At 58.2% G+C, this 19,366-nt stretch carries 17 protein-coding genes; 6 read left to right on the forward strand and 11 right to left on the reverse strand.

Annotation, left to right across the window (positions count from 1 at the left end; all coding sequences use genetic code 11):
• The first annotated feature begins 358 nt into the window (after positions 1 to 358).
• The 4 genes from QCD60_RS27345 to QCD60_RS27360 all read left to right on the forward strand — a co-directional run bounded on the left by QCD60_RS27345 (position 359) and on the right by QCD60_RS27360 (position 5,230).
• On the forward strand, positions 359 to 1,777 hold the full coding sequence (locus tag QCD60_RS27345; protein ID WP_104152296.1) for an acetyl-CoA carboxylase biotin carboxylase subunit: 1,419 nt from the start codon (positions 359 to 361) through the stop codon (positions 1,775 to 1,777).
• Positions 1,778 to 1,803: 26 nt separating this feature from the next.
• The gene (gene oadA / locus QCD60_RS27350; protein WP_104152297.1) at positions 1,804 to 3,594 is read left to right on the forward strand and encodes a sodium-extruding oxaloacetate decarboxylase subunit alpha; all 1,791 of its coding nucleotides are present in this window, start codon (positions 1,804 to 1,806) and stop codon (positions 3,592 to 3,594) included.
• Between the two features lie 274 nt (positions 3,595 to 3,868).
• The gene (locus QCD60_RS27355; protein ID WP_279790221.1) at positions 3,869 to 4,441 is read left to right on the forward strand and encodes a hypothetical protein; all 573 of its coding nucleotides are present in this window, start codon (positions 3,869 to 3,871) and stop codon (positions 4,439 to 4,441) included.
• A gap of 120 nt (positions 4,442 to 4,561) precedes the next feature.
• The gene (locus QCD60_RS27360; protein WP_279790223.1) at positions 4,562 to 5,230 is read left to right on the forward strand and encodes a VOC family protein; all 669 of its coding nucleotides are present in this window, start codon (positions 4,562 to 4,564) and stop codon (positions 5,228 to 5,230) included.
• Positions 5,231 to 5,392: 162 nt separating this feature from the next.
• On the opposite strand, the gene yghX is transcribed toward QCD60_RS27360, so the two are convergent.
• The 10 genes from yghX to QCD60_RS27410 all read right to left on the reverse strand — a co-directional run bounded on the left by yghX (position 5,393) and on the right by QCD60_RS27410 (position 15,844).
• Positions 5,393 to 6,280, reverse strand: a complete 888-nt coding sequence (gene yghX / locus QCD60_RS27365) for a YghX family hydrolase (protein WP_279790226.1) — start codon at positions 6,278 to 6,280, stop codon at positions 5,393 to 5,395.
• 119 nt (positions 6,281 to 6,399) lie between these two features.
• Positions 6,400 to 6,783 (reverse strand): pentapeptide repeat-containing protein, encoded by a 384-nt coding sequence (locus QCD60_RS27370; protein ID WP_279790228.1) that lies wholly within the window; start codon positions 6,781 to 6,783, stop codon positions 6,400 to 6,402.
• Between the two features lie 160 nt (positions 6,784 to 6,943).
• Positions 6,944 to 8,092, reverse strand: a complete 1,149-nt coding sequence (locus tag QCD60_RS27375; protein WP_279790230.1) for a Gfo/Idh/MocA family oxidoreductase — start codon at positions 8,090 to 8,092, stop codon at positions 6,944 to 6,946.
• A gap of 22 nt (positions 8,093 to 8,114) precedes the next feature.
• On the reverse strand, positions 8,115 to 9,167 hold the full coding sequence (locus tag QCD60_RS27380; protein ID WP_279790232.1) for a sugar phosphate isomerase/epimerase: 1,053 nt from the start codon (positions 9,165 to 9,167) through the stop codon (positions 8,115 to 8,117).
• A 13-nt stretch (positions 9,168 to 9,180) separates the two neighbouring features.
• Entirely contained in the window at positions 9,181 to 10,377 is a 1,197-nt protein-coding gene (locus QCD60_RS27385; protein ID WP_279790235.1) for a Gfo/Idh/MocA family oxidoreductase, read from the reverse strand.
• Positions 10,378 to 10,421: 44 nt separating this feature from the next.
• A complete protein-coding gene (locus tag QCD60_RS27390) occupies positions 10,422 to 11,168 on the reverse strand; it encodes a sugar phosphate isomerase/epimerase (RefSeq protein ID WP_279790237.1) in 747 nt (248 codons plus the stop codon).
• A 68-nt stretch (positions 11,169 to 11,236) separates the two neighbouring features.
• Positions 11,237 to 12,373 carry an ABC transporter ATP-binding protein gene (locus tag QCD60_RS27395; protein ID WP_279790239.1) on the reverse strand — a complete coding sequence of 379 codons (1,137 nt, stop codon included), beginning with the start codon at positions 12,371 to 12,373 and terminating at the stop codon, positions 11,237 to 11,239.
• A 27-nt stretch (positions 12,374 to 12,400) separates the two neighbouring features.
• A complete protein-coding gene (locus QCD60_RS27400) occupies positions 12,401 to 13,486 on the reverse strand; it encodes a carbohydrate ABC transporter permease (protein ID WP_347950268.1) in 1,086 nt (361 codons plus the stop codon).
• A 75-nt stretch (positions 13,487 to 13,561) separates the two neighbouring features.
• Positions 13,562 to 14,476 carry a sugar ABC transporter permease gene (locus QCD60_RS27405; RefSeq protein ID WP_104152307.1) on the reverse strand — a complete coding sequence of 305 codons (915 nt, stop codon included), beginning with the start codon at positions 14,474 to 14,476 and terminating at the stop codon, positions 13,562 to 13,564.
• A 129-nt stretch (positions 14,477 to 14,605) separates the two neighbouring features.
• Positions 14,606 to 15,844, reverse strand: a complete 1,239-nt coding sequence (locus tag QCD60_RS27410; RefSeq protein WP_279790241.1) for an ABC transporter substrate-binding protein — start codon at positions 15,842 to 15,844, stop codon at positions 14,606 to 14,608.
• A gap of 371 nt (positions 15,845 to 16,215) precedes the next feature.
• Between QCD60_RS27410 and QCD60_RS27415 the strand changes: the two genes are divergently transcribed.
• Positions 16,216 to 17,235 (forward strand): LacI family DNA-binding transcriptional regulator, encoded by a 1,020-nt coding sequence (locus QCD60_RS27415; RefSeq protein ID WP_279790242.1) that lies wholly within the window; start codon positions 16,216 to 16,218, stop codon positions 17,233 to 17,235.
• 19 nt (positions 17,236 to 17,254) lie between these two features.
• On the opposite strand, the gene fos is transcribed toward QCD60_RS27415, so the two are convergent.
• A complete protein-coding gene (fos, locus tag QCD60_RS27420) occupies positions 17,255 to 17,656 on the reverse strand; it encodes a fosfomycin resistance glutathione transferase (protein WP_279790244.1) in 402 nt (133 codons plus the stop codon).
• 241 nt (positions 17,657 to 17,897) lie between these two features.
• On the opposite strand from fos, the gene QCD60_RS27425 reads away from it, so the two are divergent.
• Positions 17,898 to 19,151, forward strand: coding sequence for a Bcr/CflA family multidrug efflux MFS transporter (locus tag QCD60_RS27425; protein ID WP_279790246.1), 1,254 nt, complete (start codon positions 17,898 to 17,900; stop codon positions 19,149 to 19,151).
• The last annotated feature ends 215 nt before the right edge of the window (positions 19,152 to 19,366 follow it).

Raw genomic sequence — 19,366 nt, forward strand, 5'->3', positions numbered from 1 at the left:
ACCACCATAGAATTTCAAAAATATCCTATAAAACAAAATGTTACCCGCCATAAATACAGCAAACACAGAGCCACGGCATGACCACTGTACCGCGAAATACGCGGCATCCAGCCAGTACAGGAAGTGCGTTCGGACTGTCATCTGCTATTCCGGGCAAGGTGATCACATTAGCTAATTCAACCAATTAACGGGTAAATAAAGGCAAATTCCACGGCTATTAGTTGCAACCCGGAAGCCATTTCCTTGCGCAGCGCAGCATAATTTTATACTTAGGTATAAGCACTTCCCCCTTCCCCATATTGGCTCACTCGCTTAATCTGCTAGGGCTGCTCGCTCATTCCTATCACAGGTGATTACCGTGATTAAAAAGATATTGATAGCAAACCGAGGAGAAATAGCGGTTCGTATCGTTCGCGCCTGCCAGGAAATGGGCATTCGCGCGGTAGCGATATATTCTGAAGCTGACCGTTATTCGCTTCACGTTAAAAAAGCCAACGAGGCCTATTGCATCGGCAGTGATCCGCTGGCGGGCTATCTCAACCCTCACCATATCGTCAACCTGGCGGTGGAAACGGGTTGTGACGCACTTCACCCGGGCTATGGCTTTCTGTCTGAAAACCCCGAACTGGCGCGTATCTGCGCTCAGCGTGGCATTCGCTTCATTGGCCCCGATGCAGACGTGATTCACTCCATGGGTGACAAGACCATGGCACGCCAGAGCATGATCAATGCCGGCGTCCCCGTCACCCCCGGTAGCAATGGCAATCTGGCTGATCTGGACGACGCCATCGAGCAGGCCGCTGCCATCGGTTATCCCATCATGCTGAAGGCCACCTCTGGCGGTGGTGGTCGCGGTATCCGCCGTTGTAACAACGAACAGGAACTGCGCCAGAACTACCACCGGGTTATTTCTGAAGCGACCAAAGCCTTCGGCAGTGCAGAAGTATTTCTGGAAAAATGCATCGTCAATCCACGTCACATCGAAGTGCAGATTCTGGCTGACAGCTTTGGTAACACGGTGCACCTGTTCGAGCGTGACTGCTCCATCCAGCGCCGTAACCAGAAGCTGATTGAGCTGGCACCTTCACCTCAGCTGAATGACGAACAGCGCAACTATGTCGGTAGTCTGGCCGTCAAGGCAGCCAAAGCCGTCAACTACGAAAACGCCGGTACGGTGGAGTTCCTGCTGGATGATCAGCAGAACTTCTACTTCATGGAGATGAATACCCGGGTACAGGTGGAACACACCATCACCGAGGAAATCACCGGTATCGATATCGTCAAAACCCAGATTCGCATTGCTGCGGGTGAGAAACTGCCCTTTGTGCAGGAAGACATCCAGTACCGGGGTTTTGCTGCTCAGTTCCGCATCAATGCTGAAGATCCGAAAAATGGCTTCCTGCCCAGCTTCGGACGTATCAGTCGTTACTACTCCGCGGGTGGCCCCGGTGTACGTACCGACGCTGCCATCTATACGGGATACACCATCCCTCCTTATTACGACTCCATGTGTGCCAAGCTGGTTGTTTGGGCACTGAGCTGGGACGAACTGGTTGCCCGCTCACAACGCGCGCTGAATGACATGAGTATCTACGGCATCACCACCACGATTCCGTACTACCAGAATATTCTTCAGCATCCGGAATTCCGCGAGGGATCCTTCAATACAGGATTCGTCGAGGCCCATCCGGAACTGATCAATTACTCAGTCAAGCGCCACCCAGAAGCCCTTGCAGCCGCCATCGCCGCTGCCATCGCCGCGCAAGCGGGTCTGTGACACACATATTCGAGGAGTAGCCAAACATGGCAAAAGTACATATCACTGACGTAGTGCTGCGCGATGGTCACCAGTCCCTGATCGCCACCCGCATGCGTACTGAAGACATGCTGCCGATCTGCGGCAAGCTGGACAAGGCCGGTTACTGGTCACTGGAAGTCTGGGGTGGTGCGACATTCGACGCCTGCGTACGCTTCCTGCGTGAAGATCCCTGGGAACGTCTGGCCAGACTGCGTGAAGCGCTGCCTAACACCCGCCTGCAAATGTTGCTGCGTGGCCAGAACCTGCTGGGCTACCGTCATTATTCCGATGACGTGGTGCGCGCATTCGTCAATCGCGCTGCCGCCAACGGCATGGACGTATTCCGTATTTTCGATGCCCTGAACGATGTGCGTAACCTGCGCACCGCCATTGAAGCGACCAAAACCGCTGGCAAACACGCTCAGGGCACCATCTGCTACACCACCAGCCCGGTGCACACCCTGGATGCCTACGTAAAGCTGGCTGATGAGCTGATCGCCATGGGCGTCGACTCCATCGCCATCAAGGATATGGCCGGTCTGCTGACCCCCAAAGCGACCGGTGATCTGGTCAAGGCACTGAAAGATCGTTTCAGCGTACCGCTGTTCCTGCACTCTCACTCCACCTCAGGCATGGCGCCTATGTGCCAGCTGAAAGCAGTGGAAGAAGGCTGTGACCATGTGGATACCGTTATTTCCTCGTTCGCCGGTGGCACCAGCCATCCGCCAACCGAGTCACTGGTTGCCTCCCTGCACGCAGCAGGGTATGAAACCGGTCTGGACCTCAAACTACTGCAGGAAATCAGCCACTACTTCCGTGAAGTGCGGAAGAAGTACCACCAGTTTGAAAGCGAATACAACGATGTGGATTCGCAGGTGCTGATCAGTCAGGTACCGGGCGGCATGATGTCCAACCTGGCCAACCAGCTGAAAGAACAGGGTGCTCTGGATCGTATTCAGGATGTATTCAACGAAATCCCCCGTGTGCGTGCTGATCTGGGCTTCCCCCCGCTGGTCACTCCCACCTCGCAGATCGTTGGCACTCAGGCGGTACTTAACGTACTGACCGGCAAGCGCTACGAAAGCATCACTAACGAGGTGAAGCGCTATCTGCAGGGCTGGTACGGTCAGGCGCCAGCTCCGGTCAACGAGAAGGTGCGCACTCAGGCCATCGGCAGCGAAGAAGTGATCGATTGCCGCCCCGCCGACTTGCTGGGTGATGAGCTGGACAAGCTGCGTGAGCAGATCGGCAGTCTGGCGCTGAACGAGGAAGATGTGCTGACCTATGCCATGTTCCCTGAAGTAGCGAAAACCTACCTGCAGGAACGTGCCGACGGTACCCTGCAGCCAGAACCCCTGCTGCCGAAAAATGACACCCGTGCCGATGGTGTTGTGCCGACCGCCTTCAAGGTGACGCTGCATGGCGAGACCTATGATATTCAGGTCACCGGTGCAGGTCCTAAAGGTGAGCATGATCGCAACTTCTACCTGACCATCGATGGCATGCCGGAAGAAGTGTTCCTGGAAACTCAGGGTGAATACAGCACCGGTGGCAGTGGTGGCGGTCGCGGCAAGGCTACCAGCCAGGGTCACGTGACTACCTCCATGCCCGGTAACATCGTTGATGTGCTGGTCAAAGAGGGAGACAGCATTGAGGCAGGCGCCGCCGTGCTGGTTATCGAAGCTATGAAGATGGAAACCGAGGTCAAGGCTGCCGTATCCGGCACCGTGAAAGCGGTTTATATCAAGAAAGGCGACCGCGTCACTCCCGGAGAGATTCTGGTAGAGATTGCCTGAGCAGTGACGGCCTGAACAGTGACGGCCTGAACAGCCGTCAGCGTACTGATGACACTACCCCCCCGGCCCAGGCCGGGGGGTTTGTTTTTCTGCATTACAGCGCCAGCACGACGGCTCAACAGGTCCATTACCCACTGCCATCAAAGGCGTCTGCCATCCCCATAAATTTCATCTTCGCCGCGCTTACATTTTCTTTACATCATTGTCAGTATGGAGCGCGCTGCACCTCTCCCGCTCACGCAGCAAGCGCTCACATGGAACAAGAGTGAATCCGATGAAAGCTTCCCTACTGACCCGCAGTGTATTTCTCAGCCTGATCCTGTTACCTCTGGCTCATGCCGACGATATCTCCAGCTCCATCGAAGAAGGTCTCACCGCTTACAACAAGCACGATCTCAAAGCAGCCAAGCAGGCTCTCGACTACGCCTCACAACTGATCGCCCAGCAGAGTGCCACCGCGCTCAGCGGCCTGATGCCGGAACCGCTGGCCGAATGGACCGCAGAAGCAGCCAGCACTGACGGCACTTCCGCAATGGGACTGTTAGGAGGCGGCATCCAGGTCAGCCGCACCTACACCAACAGCGCCGGCAATACCGTGGAAATGCAGATCACTGCTGACTCCCCCCTGCTGGCACAATGGATGCCGATGCTGGCCAACCCCGCCATGGCCGCTACCATGGGCAAAGTCACCAAGATTGGTAAAACCCTGGTGCTGCAGGGCAATGATGAACAGCTCACGATGATTGTCGCCAATCGCTTTATGGTCACGGTCAATGGTTCGGCCACCATGGACGAGAAGATGACCTATGCCAAGGCGCTGGATCAGGGTAAGCTCGAAGCCCTTTAACTGGCTGAGCAGGTAGTTGAAAAACGATCTGTGTTACCGGGCACGTTGCCAGAGGCAGGCGGCCCGGTAACTGCTTTCAACTACCGGCTGACAGGCTACTACAGGCATCAGGAAGACCCCATGACCCGCGCTTCAGCTGCTGCAACCTCCCCGCTTCACTGTGAACTTGATCATCTGGTCGTGACCGCCCCCAGCCTGCAGGAAGGCAGTGACTATATCGAACAGCTGTTTGGTATCCGTCCTCAGCCCGGTGGCGAGCACCCGCGGATGGGCACCCACAATACCCTGTTGCAGCTGGATAACGGCGCCTATCTGGAAGTCATCGCCTGTAACCCCGAAGTACCTCATCCCGGCTATCCGCGCTGGTTCAATATGGATGATGCGGAGCAGATGCACTCCCCACGACTGACGACCTGGGTGTGCCGCACCTCGGTAATCAATGAGCTGCTGCTTCAGCTACCCGGATTCTTTGACAGCGCAGAACCCATGACCCGGGGAGACATGCGCTGGCTGTTTGCCCTGCGTCAGGATGGCACCCTGCCCTATACCGGCATGGCACCGACCCTGATTGAATGGCATACCGCACCTCATCCTGCCAGCCGTCTGACACCGTCGGGTTGTCAGCTGCAGGCGCTGCGCATCTATCATCCGCTCGCTCAGCAACTGGCAGAGCAGATTGCCCCGCTACAGTTACCCGCGTCGATTCAGTGCCTTGCCCTGCCAGAAGGTCAGCCCGCCTATCTTGAGGCCAGCCTGCTGACACCGCGTGGCCTGGTGTGTTTACGCTGACGTGCCTTATCTGGCTGCAGGCTGAAACGTTGCCTGCATGTATAAAAAAAGCGGTCACCCACCTTGGCAGGTAACCGCTTTTTCTCACGCCCGCTATCAACTCAACGCTGACGGCTGTTTCAACGCACTGTAGCTGACATGCAGCGGGTCTTAAACCGTCTGTCAGGCCAGATACTTCTTGAACCACTCCAGCGTTCTATCCCACGCCAGCCTGGCCGCAGCCTCGTCATAACGGGGGGTGGAATCATTGTGAAAGCCATGATTGACCTTGGGATAGACATAGGCCTCGTAGACCTTGCCGTCTGCCTTCAAGGCAGCCTCATAGGCAGGCCAGCCTTCGTTGATGCGAGTATCCAGCTCGGCGTAGTGCAACAGCAATGGCGCCTTGATACGCGCCACATCTTCCGCCTTGGGCTGACGACCATAGAATGGCACCGCAGCAGCCAGCTCCGGATAGGCCACTGCTGCTGCGTTGGCGACGCCACCGCCGTAGCAGAAACCAGTGATGCCCACCTTGCCGGTACTGGACTCATGCTTCAGCAGGAATTCAATGGCGGCGAAGAAGTCATTCATCAGTTTGGTCGGATCAACCTGCTGTTGCAGCTCGCGGCCCTTGTCGTCATTACCGGGATAGCCGCCTACTGAACTCAGCCCGTCGGGCGCCAGCGCTATATAACCGGCTTTGGCAACCCGTCGTGCAACGTCTTCGATATAGGGGTTCAGACCACGGTTTTCATGCACCACCACCACAGCAGGCACCTTACCTGTCAGTTTGGCTGGCATCACCAGATAACCCCTCACTTCGCCGTGGCCGTTGGGTGAGGAGTAGGTAATGTACTGCGGCAGAATATCAGGGTCGGTGAACTCCACCTGCTGCGCCAGTGCATAGTTCGGGCTCAGGGTTGCCAGCAGCGACACCGCCGTAGCGCCACCGATGGCGTACTGGGTGGCGCGGTCGAGAAACTCGCGGCGGGAAATCTTGCCGTGAGCGTAGTAGTCGTAAAGCTCCAACAATTCCTGAGGAAAATCCTGTGCAGTAAGACGGCTCATCCGCTTCTCCTGTTATCACCTGTTGCAGGGGGCCGCCCTGCTACGGTCACTCATGTCCAGCACGATCACCCTGCGAAGTGATTCGCACAGCTGATCGCGTCAGCCTCCTCTGGCGTACATCACCCTTCACTTTTCGCTGCCTTTTCGTAGGCAGCAAAGAGATCGGCAACAAGAACACCGTTAATCGTCATGCCTGTCATGTTGGCATCAGCAATCTGTACGTTGGACAGGTTCAGATTGCGCAGCGACACACCCGACATATTGATGTTGTGAAATGTGGCATCGCTCAGATTGATGTTCTCGAAGGTACTGCTGGCGAGATTGGCATTGGTGAAGACACAGGCGTGCAGATTGCAGTCCTCAAATCGGGCCTGCTTCAGCACAGCCCAATAGGATGAGTGACTGAGATCCACCCCGTTGAAGGAGGACTCTCTCATGTCACATCCTGAAAATTCATACCCTTTGAACTGCGCGTCAGGAAAAGGATTTTTGCTCTCAGACATTCTGCCCTCCTTGTTTGCCAACTGCCCCGCACCAGAGCCGTGCTCGCGAGATCACGCACTGGCTGCTGTGCCCACTGCGGTTGTTGATAAGGCTAGACGGACAGAATCACAATTTACACCGTTCAACCTTTATCGAAACAATAAGAAAACATTATGACCATCAGGCCAGATCCACCCATACCGCGCCGTCACGGCCTGATCGCACCGCACAGTCAATAAAACGCATTCCCTCCACACCGTCCTCAATACCCGGTAGCAAGGCCGACAGTGCCACTTCACCTGTCTGCTGGTAATGGCGGATCGCCGTTGCGGTATCCCGGTAGAGCGAGGCGAAGGCCTCCAGATACCCTTCCGGATGGCCAGCAGGCACCCGGCACTCTGCACGGGACATAGCCGTTGCCCCGGCACCGCCGCGGGTCAGCAGTTGAGCAGGTCCGCCATAAGGGGTGAACCACAGCTGATTGGGATGCTCCTGTGACCACTCCAGCCCACCCTTGTCTCCGTAAAGACGGATATCCAGACGGTTCTCACATCCGGCAGCGACCTGGCTGGCCCACAGCGTGGCGCGGGCGCCTCCGCGCATCCGCAGCAGTATCTGCACGTTGTCATCCAGCGTGCGCCCGGCGACAAAACTACTCATCTCGGCACACAGCGAAGCCGTCTTCAGCCCGCTGATATAACTCAGTAGCTGATAGGCATGGGTACCAATGTCACCAATGCAGCCTCCTGCACCGGAGCGCGCAGGATCGGTGCGCCAGCTGGCCTGCTTGTTACCACTTTGCTCCAGCGGCTCGGTCAGCCAGTCCTGGGTATAGTTGACCTGCGCTACCCGCAAAGTACCGAGTTGTCCGCTAACCACCATTTCCCGTGCCTGCCTCACCATGGGGTAACCGGTATAGGTATGCGTCAGGACAAACAGGGCTTTATGCTGCTGACTCAGCTGTAACAGCGCCTCTGCCTCCTGCAGCGTAGCCGTCATCGGCTTGTCGCAGATCACATGAATCCCTGCCTGCAGAAAAGCCCTGGCTACCGGGAAATGCAGATGGTTCGGCGTGACAATAGCGACGGCCTCAATGCCGTCTTCACGCTCGCTTTCCTGTTGGGCCATCACCTCGAAATCACTGTAGATACGGGCTTGCTCCAGCCCCAGTGCAAGGCCGGAGGCCAGCGCACGCTCAGGCGTTGACGACAGTGCTCCGGCGACCAGCTCAAACTGGTCGTCAATGCGTGCGGCGATACGATGAACGGCGCCGATAAAGGCATCCTGACCACCGCCTACCATGCCCAGACGGATACGTGGTTTAGTCATGGGTTATCTCCCCTGCGTCTGATTACAACCCCAGAATGGCCCGATTGCGTCCACGGTCAGTCGCCGCACCGGCAAAGTCATCAAAGGCTTTCTCCGTGACCCGAATAATATGATCGCGGATGAAGGCAGCCCCTTCGCTTGCACCGTCTTCGGGGTGTTTGAGGCAGCACTCCCACTCCAGAACCGCCCAGCCATCAAAATCCATGGCTGCCAGCCGCGAAAAGATCGCCTTGAAGTCGACCTGGCCGTCACCCAGCGAGCGGAAGCGCCCCGGCCGCTGCAGCCAGTCCTGATAGCCACCGTATACGCCGCTGCGGCCGTTGCCATTGAGTTCGGCATCCTTGACATGGAACATCTTGACCCGCTCGCCGTAGATATCGAGAAAGGCCAGATAATCCAGCGCCTGCAGCACGAAGTGGCTTGGGTCATACAGGATGTGACAGCGCGGATGCTGATCCACCGCCGCCAGAAAACGCTCGAAGGTGGCGCCGTCGTGCAGGTCTTCACCGGGATGAATCTCGTAACACAGATCGACGCCCTGCTCATCAAAGGCATCCAGAATGGGCCGCCAGCGCTGCCCCAGCTCAGCAAAACCTTCCTCTACCAGCCCGGCCGGACGCTGTGGCCAGGGGTAGAGAAACGGCCACAGCAACGCACCGGAAAAGGTAGCGTGAGCCTGCAGGCCCAGCCGCCGCGAGGCTTTTGCCGCCAGCTTCAGTTGCTGCACTGCCCACGTCTGACGTTCTGCCGGTTTGCCACGCAGAGACTCAGGCGCAAAGGCATCAAACAGCGTGTCGTACACCGGATGCACCGCGACCAGCTGCCCCTGCAGGTGGGTAGACAACTCGGTGATGACAATGCCGTGTTCCGCTGCACTCCCTGTGACCTCATCACAGTAGGTCTGTGATTCCGCCGCCAGCGCCAGATCAAACAGGCGGGCATCATTGCTCGGCAACTGAACCCCTTTGAAGCCCTTGTCAGCGGCCCACTGGCAGATGGCCGCCAGAGAGTTGAAGGGAGGCTGGTCTCCGGCAAACTGGGCCAGAAAGATGGCCGGTCCTTTGATGGTTTTCATCGCAATTCCTCCGTCAGTGAGGCTGGCGCAGCAAGGCGCGGGCAGCCTGAGGATCAAGGGCAGGCGGACGCTCACAGTACGTCTGCAGCTCGACAAACTGACCCGTTTCACCGGATTCAAGAATGGCCGTCATCACCTCGATGCCATGCAGCGTGCGTGACAGCGAACAGCGTGGTTCCTCGCCCTGTAACAGCGCCTGCGCCATTTCGGCCAGCCCTGCGGTGCGATAGTTAGCGAACTTCGGTGCCTCTGCCGGATAGTTGGGCGGACTGAACGGGTGATCCCAGGGTTGCAGCAGCTGGGCCTCGCCACTGCGCTCGGTGTAACGCACATCACCACCAAAGAAGTTGGGGTCCGGCACATAGATCGACCCTTCGCTGCCATACAGCTCCATATTGCCGTGACGATGCGCCCAGACATCCCAGCTGGCGCCCAGGGTGACGGTGGCACCGTTGTGGAACTGCAACAGGGCGTGAATGGTAGTCGGGGTTTCCACCTCAATCAGCTGACCTTTGCGTGGCTCACTGCTGATCACCCGCTGCTTGCTGGGAATGGCACTGATGGCGGCCACCCGTTTGACTGGCCCGATCAGATTGATCAGGTTGGCGATGTAGTAAGGCCCAAGGTCAAGTACGGGGCCGCCGCCATGCTTGAAGAAGAAGTCAGGGTTAGGATGCCAGTGCTCCATACCATGGCTCATCACATGGCAGGTACCGCCCACAATGGTTCCCAGCCTGCCGCTGTCGATCAGATCACGCGCCTGCTGATGAGCACCACCGAGGAAGGTGTCCGGTGCACAGCCAACCGCCAGTCCGCGGGCCGTGGCGGCCTGCTGCAGGGCCAGCCCCTGTTCCAGCTCCAGCACAAGCGGCTTCTCCGAGTACACATGCTTGCCTGCTTCGAGAATAGCCATAGACACATCAAAGTGGGCTGCCGGTACAGTCAGATTGATGATGATGTCGATATCCGTGCTGGCCAGCAGCGCGTCGATACTGCGCGAGGCGATGCCAAACTCCCGGGCACGGGCTTCAGATGCCGCACTGCTCAGGTCGGCACAGGCGCGCATTTCTATGCCGCGAAACAGCGGTGCCAGCTTGAGGTAGGCAGCGGAGATATTGCCGCAGCCGATAATGCCCACGCCCAGCACGCGTTCCTGCCCGGCGCTCTGGCTGCCATTGATGTTCCCCTGAGGATGACTGTGGTTGGTCATGATTCCGTGTCCTTATCAAAATGCTCAGATCAAAGTGGCTTGGGTCAAAGTGCATGGGCAGTGCTGAGCGAACGGGCAGCAAAACGCGCCAGATCGCTGGGGTTGTCGTGCTCCATGACAAACACCCTGGCAGGCGTGGCCTGCAGTGCCCGCCAGAGGGTTGACCAGTCCATGACGCCATGACCCAGATCGGCCCAGCCGTCTTCCTCACGGCATTCACCCACCGCGGCAATATCCTTCAGATGGGCAGCGCAGATACGGCCACCGTACTCACTGATCCAGTGCAGCGGGTTGGCACCGCCGCGTACCACCCAGGCCACATCGACCTCCCATTGCATGCCAGGTGCACCTTCCAGCAGTAACGCCATGGGGATACCACCGTCCGGCAGCGCTTTCAGTTCAAAATCATGGTTGTGCCAGGCAAAGCCGAAGCCCTCCTGCTTAAGCTGCTGAGCCACCTGCTCCAGCTCTGCGGCAAAGGCCAGCCAGCCCTCGCTGTCGGTGGGTCGGGCATCGGGCAGCAGATAGGGGCAGATCACCGTATGCATGCCCAGTGTGCGGGCGATATGCACGGCATCGGCAAAGTGATTCTTCAGCATGTCCCAGCCGAAGTGCCCTGTCGGCATGGTCAAGCCCGACGCCTGTAGTGCCTGCTGCAGCTCATCCAGCTGTGGATACAGGCCGCCATAGCCCTCCACCTGGCGGTAGCCTGTTTTTGCCAGCAGTTGCAGGGTCTGCGCCAGTGGGGGGAAGTTACGGGCGCTGTACAGTTGAAAAGACCAATCCGCCATGATGATTTCCTCGATGGCATCGCCCTCAGGCGACGCTTGTTATTGTTGGTTAGAAATGAGGCTCGCTCTCAGATTCGCTCACCGCTGCGAGCGTCAAAGCAGGATGCCCGCGCCGGGTCAAAACCGATCAGCAGCCGGTCTCCCGGTTTCAGATTCAGCTCGGTATCCGTACGGAAGGAAAAGGCCTGCCCTGCCAAACGGGTCCAGGCCAGGGTATCGCTGCCCATAGGCTCGACGATCTCTACCCCGACCTCCTGGCAGACAGGCAAGGCAGTGGCGGCCTCACCCACCACCACATGCTCTGGTCGCACCCCCAGCTCCACCGCCTTGCTGCCGGCCAGATCGGCACAAAACGGATAGTGGGTCAGCGGCACGCTCAGCCCGGCCAGTGCGCTGTCCGCGATAAACCAGGGCTGGCTGTCCTGCAGCTGCAGCTGTCCCTGCAGGAAGTTCATGCCGGGGGAGCCGATAAACCCGGCCACAAAGCGATTGACCGGCTTGTTGTAGATGGTCTGCGGCGTGTCCAGTTGCTGGATCACCCCCTCCTTCATGATGGCTATGCGGTCTGCCAGGGTCAGCGCTTCAATCTGGTCATGGGTGACATAGATCATGGTGTTATTGAGCTGCTGATGCAGACGCTTGATCTCCACCCGCAGCTCGGTACGCAACTTGGCATCGAGGTTGGACAGCGGCTCATCGAACAGGAATACATCCACGTCACGCACCAGTGCCCGGCCAATGGCCACCCGCTGCCGCTGTCCACCAGACAGTGCTGCAGGCTTGCGCTGCAGCAAGGGGGTGAGGTGCAGCATCTCTGCCGCCTTGCTGACCCGGCGCTGAATTTCCTGCTTGTCGACCCCTGCGACCTTGAGCGCAAAAGACAGGTTCTTTTCCACCGTCATCTGCGGATACAGAGCATACGACTGGAACACCATGGCGATATCACGGTCCTTGGGTTCTTCCCAGGTCACATCACGGTCATTGATCAGAATCTGACCGTCGGTGACATCCAGCAACCCGGCGATGCAGTTCAGTAGTGTGGATTTGCCACAACCGGAAGAGCCCAGCAGCACCAGAAACTCGCCCTTGTGAATGTTCAGATTGAGGGAGCGCAGCACCCGCACGCCGTCAAAGGCCAGATCAAGATCGCGAATGGCGACGCTGTAAGGGTTATCCGCGCGGGCAGCCGTTGAGAGATGAGTCATGAGTCGTTCTCCTGTTCGCAGCAGTGATCAGCCTTTGACGGCACCGGAAGCAATACCCCGTACGAAGTACTTGCCTGACAGCAGATACACGGCCAGAGGCACCGCCGCCGTCAGCATGGTGGCTGCCATGTTGACGTTGTACTCACGCACACCGTAGGTCGTGGTGACGATATTGTTCAGCTGCACTGTCATCGGCAGATTGTCGGAGCCTGCAAAGATCAGCCCCAGCAGGTAGTCGTTCCAGATATTGGTAGTCTGCAGAATGACGGCGACGATGATGATAGGTACCGCCAGCGGCAGCATGATCTGCAGAAATATCTGCCAGAACCCGGCACCGTCGATGCGTGCTGCCTTGAACAGCTCGCCGGGCAGGGAGGCGAAGTAGTTACGGAACAACAGGGTCATGATCGGCATGCCGAACATGGTGTGTACCAGAATGATGCTGGTCAGGGTGCCGTACAGACCGACTTCCCGGAAGCCGATAATCATCGGGTAGATCACCACCTGATAAGGCACAAAGGCGCCGAATACCAGCATGCCGAACAGCATGTTGGCCCCCTTGAAACGCCAGAACGACAGGGCGTAACCATTGATGGAGCCGATCAGGATCGACAGCGCCACACTGGGCAGCGTGATCTTGATGGAGTTGAAAAAGCCGGCCTGAATGCCTTCACAGGTCACCCCGGTACAGGCCTGCGACCAGGCTTTGATCCAGGCGGCAAAGGTGGGGTCACCGGGCAGACTGAACAGCTGGCCGAGGCGAATTTCCGGCATGCCTTTCATGGAGGTGATGATCATCACGTACAGCGGAATGGCGAAAAACAGTGCCGAGAGCAGCAGGAAGCCATAGATACCGAGACGGCCATAGCGTTGCTGCGTACGGCGACGGCTGGCAGGTTTAGGCTGCACGCTGTCCGTTTGCCCCAGCTGTCGCAGGGCAGCGGTCGCCAGCGCTTCAGCGGCGCGCTCGTCCACCTGCGTCTCTTCAACAGCGGTTGCTCTCACTGCCACCGCTGCCGTACTGCGACGTCGGCCCCGGGGGGAGGCCGAGCGCGGTGTTACTGCTGCACGCCCGATCAGGCTGGAATGGGTCATCCCATCGATTTTGGCCATGGTCGTTATCCTTGTTGTGGCTTGGGGTCGGTCGATAATCTTCTGCGCAACACGCAGCAGCTCACGACTCAACACTCAGGGACGCGCACCGCGGCGCACATACTCGTTATAGACCCAGGGTCCCACCAGCAGCAGAATCGGCAACAGCATCATGGTGGCTGCAGCCATCCCCTGCCCGGCATTGCCGCGCTCGGTGATGTAATCGATCACGAACTTGGCAGGCACCTCTGTCGAAATGCCGGGGCCACCGCCGGTCTGCGCCACGATCAGGTCATACACCTTGACCACACTGGCGCCGAGCAGCACCACCGAGGTCACCACCACCGGCCGCATCATCGGCAGCACAATGAACAGATAGGTCTGCCAGGTGGGGATGCCATCGACCCGTGCCGCCTTCCAGATATCGCTGTCGATACCCCGCAGGCCCGCCAGCATCAGGGCCATGATCAGCCCCGAGGATTGCCAGGCGGCAGCGATGATGACGCCATAGATGGCAAAATCAGGGTCGGTCAGCGGGGCAAAACTGAAGCTGCTCCAGCCCCAGCTGCGCACCTCGTTCTGGATGCCCAGACTGGGCTCCAGCATCCACTGCCAGACCAGCCCGGTCACCACGAAAGACATGGCATAGGGATAGAGAAAGACGGTACGGAAGGCACTTTCCATCCGCACTTTCTGATCCATCAGCACCGCCAGCAGAAAGCCGACCAGCAGACAGATGGCAATAAACAGCACACCAAAGATCAGCAGATTCTCCACCGATGCCAGCCAGCGGCTGGTGTGCCAGAGGCGACCAAACTGATCGAAGCCGACAAAATCAAAGGTCGGGAAGCGCTTGGTTCTGGTAAAGGCCAGCACCACCGAATACACCACACAGACCACGAAGATACCGATGGCCGTCAGGGCCATGGGCGTGGTTGCCAGCAGCGGACGCCACTGCCAGCGTTTGCGGGCAGCGCCTGCCCGCCCGGACTGAGATGCAGATGAAGACATAGGGCTCCCCCCTGATAGCGGGGCCAGCGTACCGGCCCGTCATACTCAGAACGTATTCACCATCGGCGATCCTCTGGCCCTGCGGCGTTGCACACCGTGCAGGGCTCTGTCGCAGATGGGTGAACGCTCTCAGTCAGCGTCGCCGATAATCCCGACAAAGCGTTGCTGGGCGGCATCCACCGTCATATCTGGCGTACTCCAGTATTCCGTCAGGAGATCTTCGATCTGCCCGCGGGTATCAGGGGTAATAAAGAGGGCATAGCCCTGCACAATGGCATCAGGTCGCTGCAGCAGCGCCAGCCCCTTCTTGATGCAGGCATCGGCCAGACTCATGTCCACATCATCACGAATGGGCAGTGACCCCTTGGCGTTGTTGAACAGCGTCTGTACCCGTGCGTCCACCAGCATGGAAGCCAGCTTGAACTGTGCCTGAGTGACTGCCGGGTCGCTCTGTTTGGGGAAGATAAAGACGTCACCATTGGTCGTCAGATAAGGCTCAGGGGAAGGGCCGGGAATGCAGTCATAGTCCTCACCCGGCTGTTTACCGGCCAGCACGAACTCACCGCGCGCCCAGTCACCCATGACCTGAGCCGCCGCTTTGCCAGTGATGACCAGATTGGTGGTGTCGTTCCAGTTGCGGCCGGCCATGCCCTGATCGGTGTACTGGCGCAGCTCACCCATGGTTTCAAACACCTTGCGTACCGCGCTGCCTCCGGCAACATCGGCATTCTTGTCACGCCAGACCTGATACCAGACATCCTTACCCGCCATGCCCAGCAACATGTCGCGAAACAGCAGAAACTCCTGCCAGGGCTGACCACCCTGCGCCAGCGGAATAAAGCCCGCCGCCTTGATTTTGGGAGCAGACTCTAGAAAGTCCTGCCAGGTCGTAGGCTCGGTGACACCAGCCTGCTGATAGACCTTGCGGTTAACCCAGATCCATTGTTCCGAGTGCAGATTGACGGGCACGCAGTAGACTTTGCCGTCTTTCTGGCAGGGTCCGAAGATAGCGGGAGGCCGGATAAACGAAGCCCACTGCTCTTTGTCAGCCACACTGCTCAAATCCTGCAGCAGACCAGCATTGATCAGCTCTTCAAACTGGCGTGAAGTATTGAACTGCGCGGCTCCCGGCGGCGTACCACCAAAGATGCGCTGATAGGCCACGGCACGGGCATTCTCACCCTGAGCAATGGCACTGTCTTTCCATTTGTCAGCCCCCAGCTGGTCAAACTCCCTGGCCAGCACGGACACCGCCGCCTGCTCACCGCCAGAGGTCCACCAGTGAATCACTTCAAGATCGGCAGCCTGTGCAGGCAGTTGCCAGAGGGCTGCAGACAGGGCTGCAGCCAGTGGAATCGTGTATTTCATATTTTTATTGTCTCCACGAGTACGCTTCAGATTGTGGTGTTATTGCCGGATCGGTAATCCCCGTTGTGATGTGATGTCCTGACCATTACAGCCCCGGTGCGCCTGCCGGAAACACGGGCCAGAACGGTGTTTGCGCTACCTCACCAGCGCCTGAGCTGATCAGAAATCGACCTTTTCAAACATAATGAAATCGATTACATTTCACTTCAAATAAAAATGTAATTGATTACATTGCAGGAGAAACCATAGATTTCACCCATTCTGACTGTCAAGCGCAGTTCCACGCCAAAACCACAGAAGAGCCTGGAAAAGCTGGAAAAACTGAACGGATACAACAAGATAAAAACTAAAAAAATTTTGAGGGCGCAACCGTGAAGAACAAAGCCGCAACAGTGCAGGATGTGGCTCGCGCTGCCGGGGTCTCCACCGCCACCGTCAGCCGTGCCATCAATGAGCCCGACAAGGTCTCGGAAGAGACCCGCCAGCGTGTGGCTGACGCTATCGCCGCCACCCGTTATACCCTGAACGAAGCCGCACGCAGCCTGCGTATGAATCGCTCACGGATGCTGCTGGTGACCGTGCCGGACATCGGCAACCCTTACTTTTCGCTGCTGCTGGCTGGCATGGAAGAGACCGCCAGCCAGCAGGGATATAACCTGCTGATCGCCAATACCAACTGTGATCCCGGCGTAGAGCACCGGCTGTACGATTACGTGCGCAGCAACCGTGCCGACGGCATTCTGATTCTCGATGGCACCCTGCCCTCGCTGGGAGAGCAGCACGATACTGCTCTGCCACCGGTAGTGGTGGTCAGTGAACGTATCGAAGGGGCTGAGCTGCCTACCGTGTGTGTCGATAACACTGCCGCACTGGCCAGTGCCACCCGCCACCTGCAACAGCTTGGGCACCGCCGTATCGGCCATCTGTGCGGTCCGCTGGCGAACGTGCTGACCAAGGAACGTCTGGCCGGGTTCAGGCAAGCCATGGCCGATGCCGAGCTGCCGGTCGCTGACAGCTGGGTATACAGCGGTGATTTCTCCATGGATGCCGGTGCAGCTGCGGCCCGGCAGTGGCTTGACCAGAGCGAACGCCCAACCGCCATCACCTGTGCCAACGATGAGCTGGCCTTCGGTTTTATTGATGAAGTGCGCCGCCAGGGGATCCGCGTACCTGAGCAGGTATCAGTTGTGGGGTTTGACGATATTCAGTTCGCTGCCCGCTTCTATCCCGCGCTGACCACCATCCATCAGCCCCGCAAGGAAATTGGCCGGCAGGCGGCTGCCCTGTTGCTGGATCTGATCAATCAGCCGGGTAAGGTCAAAAAGCAGGAAATTGTGCTGGAGACAGAACTGGTGATCAGGGAAAGTACGGCAGCACCTGTGGATCAGTGACGACACCACACAGAACTCATCAGCTCAGCCACTCCAGCCCGTCGTAAGGCTGCTCCCTCAGCGCTGCCAGACGGCTGTTCAGGTCGCCGACATGCACTTCCAGTTTGTGGCCATCCGGGTCCAGAAAATACAGCGACTCACCTTCACTGCGGTTGTCTTTCCACAATGGCACCTGTCGCTCCTTCAACAGCGCCCGCATGCCCGGCAGCTCGTGGGCTTCGATGCTGAAGGCGTAATGGGTGTAATCCTGCGCCGGGCAGACCTGATCAAGCGACAGACAAAGCCACAGCTCCCCCTGCTGCAGATAGGCGCCCCGCTGCCATTTGACTCTGGGCACACAGCCCAGCACCTCCACGTAGAAGCTCAACGAGCGCTGCACATCACTGACCGCCAGCGTCAGATGATTAAGTCCACTGGGCATGCTGCCTCCTGAAGCCATTGATTCAACAAAGTAACCTGACTGGCAAAAATAACCTGACTGGCAAAAGTACAACTGCCGGGGAAATTGACAAGTCCTCAGTGCGCTGTCTTCGCTGCCGGACACTGTCCATCGCTCCGCGGCACCTTGCCGAACGACTGAGAAGAGATTAGCCTCAACACTTATTTAAGATATTAATTTAAATAAATTTACATAATTAACCTCAGCGAAAAGGACGCCAGTGATGCCTCCCTCTCCCCCTCCTCCTGCTTTGCGCGGCCTCTGGCTGATTGTGCTGCTGGCAGCGCTGCAGGCCTTCGGCCCGCTGTCTATTGATATGTATCTGGCGGGGCTGCCGGCCATAGCTGCAGACCTCCAAACGGATGCCAGCCAGACCCAGCTGACCATCAGCGCTTTTCTGCTTGGTCTGTTTGGCGGCATGCTGCTGTATGGCCCGCTGTCTGACAAATACGGCCGGCGCCCGCTGCTTCTGCTCGGCATTGCCCTCTATGCCGTCGCCTGCCTTGGCTGTCTGCTGGCACACAGCATTGAGCAGCTGATTGCCCTGCGCATTGTGCAGGCACTGGGCGGTGCGGCTGCAGCGGTACTGGGGCGCGCGATAGTGCGTGATCTGTTTGCGCTCAGTGAAGCGGCCCGCATCCTGTCACTGATGCATCTGGTGACCATGCTGGCCACCCTCGCAGCACCGGTACTGGGTGGCTATCTGATGCTGGCGCTGGGCTGGCGCGCCCTGTTCGCCGTGTTGCTGCTGTTTGCCCTGCTCACCGGGCTGGCGGTATGGCGCTTTATTCCGGAAACCCATCACGGTGATGCGCGGCAAGCCAGCCTGCTCAGTGTTTTCCGTGCCTATGGGCAGATTGGCAGGCAGCGCATGGCCCTCGGCTATATTCTGTGCAACTCGCTGTCTTTTGCCGGCATGTTCGCCTATATCACCGCCTCGCCCTTCGTCTATATCGACTACTTTGGCGTGCTGCCCCAGCACTATGGCTGGCTGTTCGGTCTGAATATTCTGGGCGTCATCGTGCTGGTCAGCCTTAACGCCCGACTGGTGGGTAAGGTCGGCCCCGAACGGATGCTGGTTTATGGCACCCGCCTGTCAGCCTTCTCGGGCATGCTGCTGATCATCTGTGGTCTGACCGGTATGGGTGGCCTGCCGCTGCTGGTGCTCGGGTTACTGGGCTATGTCAGCGTGACCGGACTCATCGGCAGCAACTGCATGGCCAGTCTGCTGGCGCACTTTCCCCATCAGGCTGGCGCGGCAGCAGGGATAACCGTCGCCACCCAGTTTGGTCTGGGTGCTCTGGCCAGTTCTGTCACCAGCGGGCTGCATGACGGGACGCCATTGCCTATGACGTTGCTGGTAGGCGGGTGTGCCATGGGTTGTATGGCCGCCCTCTGGCTGACCTTTCAGCCCACTGCCGTGCCCCATAGCACAGCAGCCACAACCACGGCGAAAGAGGCTCCGCACGACAGATAACACACCAGCGCACTGACCACGACCAAAGGCTAAGCCCGATCGCCGCTGGAAACTGAAAAGTACAAGTGATCCTTCGGAACGCACATTCACCCACAGTGCCGGGCTGGCAATAATTCTCCTCAACGCCGGACAGCACCGCGGCCTCCTCAGGCAGCGGCAGGCCAGACCGAATGACTCCGGCCGCACTCAAATAACGATAACGAGAGAGAAGCCCG

The sequence above is a fragment of the Pokkaliibacter sp. MBI-7 genome (assembly GCF_029846635.1).
GTDB lineage: Bacteria > Pseudomonadota > Gammaproteobacteria > Pseudomonadales > Balneatricaceae > Pokkaliibacter.